This is a genomic window from uncultured Corynebacterium sp. (assembly GCF_937999985.1).
In the GTDB taxonomy this organism is placed as follows: domain Bacteria; phylum Actinomycetota; class Actinomycetes; order Mycobacteriales; family Mycobacteriaceae; genus Corynebacterium.
Map to the genome: position 1 here is coordinate 1 of NZ_CALLDG010000047.1, position 3,673 is coordinate 3,673.

Sequence of the window (3,673 nt, forward strand, 5' to 3'; positions counted from 1 at the left end):
CCTCACTGTTCACCTTGACGTGCGGGCGCAGCAGGGATAGCGCCACGAAGGAGAAGACCAGGCCGATGCCGATGAACCCCCATTGGTCGGCCTTCGTCACCGTCACACCGGTATCCCCCACGGCCACGACGATGGCCATCAAGATGTGCACCGCCATGATCAGCACGACCAGGATCCACGCCAGCTTCTTTAGGAAGGGCGAGGATACTTCCAGCTCCCAATTCTCCTTATCGCTCACGGCAATCCACCCTACTCTGTCCGGAGTGGTAGACCCTAAACGCCACGCTCGATCTGGCGTAGCACCAGCGCGGTGTGGATCGCGGCGACCGCTGCGTCGCGTCCCTTGTCCTCTTTCGCATCGACGCCACCCGCACGGTCCACCGCCTGCTCATGGGTATCGACGGTCAGCACGCCGTTGCCGACGGGCGTGCCAGAGTCCATGCCTGCGCGCGTCAGGCCGTAGGTGACCGCATCGCAGACCACGCGGAAGTGCTCGGTCTCCCCCTGGATTACGCAGCCATTCGCCACTACGGCGTCAAAACGCTTACATGCCGCGGCGACGGCAACCGGCAGCTCCAGTGCCCCGGCGACCCGCCACTCCGAGACCTGCGCCCCGGCCTCCTTGGCAGCGGCGATCGAGTGCTCGTGCAGCTGGTCGGTGATGTCGGCGTTCCAGGATGCGCTGATGACGGCCACGGTCATGCCATAGGCAGAACCGGCCTTGAGCTGGACGTCGGCGACTCCGTTGTGTGCCACGGTTGCGAGGCTCCTTCTTTCTTCTAGTGGGTTCTAGTCCAGGGTATCGAGTTGGTGGCCCATGCGGTCGCGTTTCGTGCGCAGGTACACCACATTGTCCTCGTTGGCGTTCAGCTCCACCGGGATGCGCTTGGTCACGTCCACGCCGTGGCTGGCCAGGTCGTGGATCTTGTCCGGGTTGTTGGAGATCAGCGCTACTGATTGAACCTGCAGGTCTTTGAGGATCTGCGCGGCGGCGCTGTACTCGCGGGCATCCACAGGAAGACCCTGCTCCAGATTCGCGTCGACGGTATCCAGGCCCTCGTCCTGCAGCACGTAGGCCCGCAGCTTCGGCAACAGCCCGATGCCTCGCCCCTCGTGGCCGCGCAGGTAGATGACCACTCCCCGCCCCTTGGCCTCGATGTAGTCCAGAGCGGCGGAAAGCTGGTCCCCGCAGTCGCAGCGACGGGAACCGAAGACATCGCCGGTCAGGCACTCGGAGTGCACACGCACCGGAACCGGCTCTTCGTTAGCGGTGTTGCCGGTGCTGCCGGTGCTCACATCGCCCTTGACCAGAGCCACGTGCTCCGTGCCGTCGATGATGTTGACGTAGCCGATGGCCCGGAATTCGCCATGGACGGTCGGCAGGCGGGTTTCCACGGCGCGCTCGAGGGTCTGGGTATGGTGGCGGCGCCAATCCTGCAGCTGCTCGATGCTGATCAGAGCCAGGTTGTGCTCGTCGGCGAAGCGGCGCAGCTCCGGCAGGCGGGCCATGGTCGTGGGATCTTCCTCAGAGACGATCTCGCATAGTGCGCCGGCGGGCGCCAGGTTCGCTGCGCGGGCCAGGTCCACCGCTGCTTCCGTGTGCCCCTGTCGCACGAGCACGCCTCCGCGCTTTGCACGCAGCGGCACCACGTGGCCGGGGCGGTTAAAGGTGGCGACGGTGGAAGTAGGATCGGCCAGCAGACGCACGGTGCGGGCACGGTCGGTGGCGCTGATGCCGGTATCCACGCCCTCGGCGGCGTCCACGGTGACGGTGTAGGCCGTACCGCGCACATCCTCGTTGCGGGCCACCATCGGCGGCAGCCCTAGACGGTCGCAGTCGGCGCTATCCATGCCCACGCACACATAGCCGGAGCTGTGGCGCACCATGAAGGCCATCAGCTCTGGGGTGGCCAGCTGCGCGGCGAAGATGAGGTCTCCCTCGTTCTCCCGATCCTCGTCGTCGACGACCACCACGGCCTTGCCCGCCGCGATTTCGGCGATGGCGCGCTCTACGGAATCCAGTTTGATGTCTTGGGGTTCGCTAGTTTCGCTCGTGCTCATTGGTGCCCTCTATGCCTTTTACTGATTATCCTGCGCGCCGTGCTGTGCCAGCCGCTCGACGTACTTCGCTAGTACGTCGCATTCCACATTCACCGTATCGCCCGGGTTCAGATCCCCCAGCATCGTGTCCGCCAGAGTGGTTGGGATCAGGGAGACTTCGAACCACGCCTCGACCGAGCCAGAACCTCTTGCTTCGGCTACCTCCGCCACGGTCAGCGACGTGCCGTTGATCGCCACGGAACCCTTCTTGGCCACGTAGCGCGCCAGTTGGGGATCCTCCAGCTGGAAGCGGAACACCTCCCAGTGCTCCGAGGGACGGCGCTCCTGCAAGGTCGCGGTGCCGTCCACGTGCCCCTGCACGATGTGCCCGCCGAAGCGCTGGCCGCTGGCCATGGCGCGCTCGACGTTCACCCGGTCGCCGACGGAAACGCTGCCCAGCGCGCTGTAGTCCAGCGTCACTTGCATCACGTCGGCGGTGAACTCCTCGGGCGAAAGCTCGGCCACGGTCAGGCACACGCCGTTGATGGCGATGGAATCGCCGCGCTTGGCGTCCTCCAGCACACCCGGAACCGTGAAGCGCATCTTTAAAGAATCCCCGGCTTCTTCGATCGCGGCTACCCGCCCGACCTCCTCGATGATTCCGGTGAACATACGCGCTCCTTAATTTTTGTGTATGTGATTACATACACATTATCCCACTGTGGGTTGATCCCAGTATCAGGGGGTGCGCCCGGGCGCGGTCATCGTCCAGCGCAGGTCTTGGCCGAAAACCTGCAGCTCACGCGGGACGAAGCGCCGGATGTCCCCGATCGTTTGGCCGAGGCTGTTCTCGCTATCGCTTAGTGACGCCACCCCCGCCCCCAATACCGCCGGGGCTGCGTAGTACTGAACCTCGTCCACCGCGTTGGCTTTCAGGAAGGCTGCGGCTACCCGAGCTCCGCCTTCCACCAGCAGGGTGCGCACGTCGCGCTTCCAGAGCTCCGCCAGCACTTCGTGGACGTCGCGGGTCTGCAGGTGCAGGGCGTGTCCGGGCGCGGCGAACACCGCCGCGTCCGCCGGGATGTCGCTGGTACCCATGATGACTCGCAGCGGCTGTAGCTCCTCGGGGAAGGGCCGCCCGTCGGCATCGCGGGCGGTCAGACGCGGGTTATCCGCCGCAATGGTTCCAGTGCCCACCAAGATCGCGTCGCGGCGCGTCCTATCCTCGTGCACCGCCACGCGCGCTGGCCCGCCGGTGATCCACTGGCTGCTTCCGTCCACGGCTGCCACCCGTCCATCCAGCGTGGAGGCCATCTTCAGGCACACGTGCGGGCGCTGCTGGGCCTCGGAAATCAGCCAGGGTTCCACGCTATACACCTCCGACCACGCAGGCAGTCGCGCCGCGTCGCTGGCCGTCGGATGCGGCAGGTAGGGGCCGTGTACCTCCACCCCGGCCGCGTGGAGCGTGGCGGCGCCGCCCCCGGCGGTGGGGTTTGGGTCCGCGAAGAGGAAATCCACCCGCCGGATGCCGGCGCGGATGAGCGCCTCGGCGCACGGGCCGGTACGGCCGGTGTGGTTGCAGGGCTCCAGGGTGACAATCGCCCGACCACCCCGGGCTTTTTCGCCGGCCTGC

General features: G+C 66.0%; 4 protein-coding genes and 1 pseudogene. All 5 read right to left on the reverse strand.

Going from position 1 to position 3,673, the window contains the following annotated elements; all coding sequences use genetic code 11:
• Positions 1-238, reverse strand: a pseudogene (locus Q0331_RS02040) (PH domain-containing protein); the annotation flags it as partial.
• A 35-nt stretch (positions 239-273) separates the two neighbouring features.
• Entirely contained in the window at positions 274-702 is a 429-nt protein-coding gene (gene ribH, locus Q0331_RS02045) for a 6,7-dimethyl-8-ribityllumazine synthase (RefSeq protein ID WP_080561529.1), read from the reverse strand.
• A gap of 87 nt (positions 703-789) precedes the next feature.
• Entirely contained in the window at positions 790-2,061 is a 1,272-nt protein-coding gene (locus Q0331_RS02050; protein WP_298074424.1) for a bifunctional 3,4-dihydroxy-2-butanone-4-phosphate synthase/GTP cyclohydrolase II, read from the reverse strand.
• Positions 2,062-2,079: 18 nt separating this feature from the next.
• Complete coding sequence (locus Q0331_RS02055) at positions 2,080-2,712, reverse strand: riboflavin synthase (protein ID WP_298074425.1); 633 nt, start codon at positions 2,710-2,712, stop codon at positions 2,080-2,082.
• A 66-nt stretch (positions 2,713-2,778) separates the two neighbouring features.
• On the reverse strand, positions 2,779-3,673 hold an 895-nt coding region (gene ribD / locus Q0331_RS02060), incomplete at its 5' end, for a bifunctional diaminohydroxyphosphoribosylaminopyrimidine deaminase/5-amino-6-(5-phosphoribosylamino)uracil reductase RibD (RefSeq protein ID WP_298074427.1).

Bases quoted from the DNA above. Each gene is read 5' to 3' on its own strand.
- ribH (WP_080561529.1), bottom strand. From the start codon at position 702: ATGACCGTGGCCGTCATCAGCGCATCCTGGAACGCCGACATCACCGAC.
- Q0331_RS02055 (WP_298074425.1), bottom strand. From the start codon at position 2,712: ATGTTCACCGGAATCATCGAGGAGGTCGGGCGGGTAGCCGCGATCGAA.
- Q0331_RS02050 (WP_298074424.1), bottom strand. From the start codon at position 2,061: ATGAGCACGAGCGAAACTAGCGAACCCCAAGACATCAAACTGGATTCC.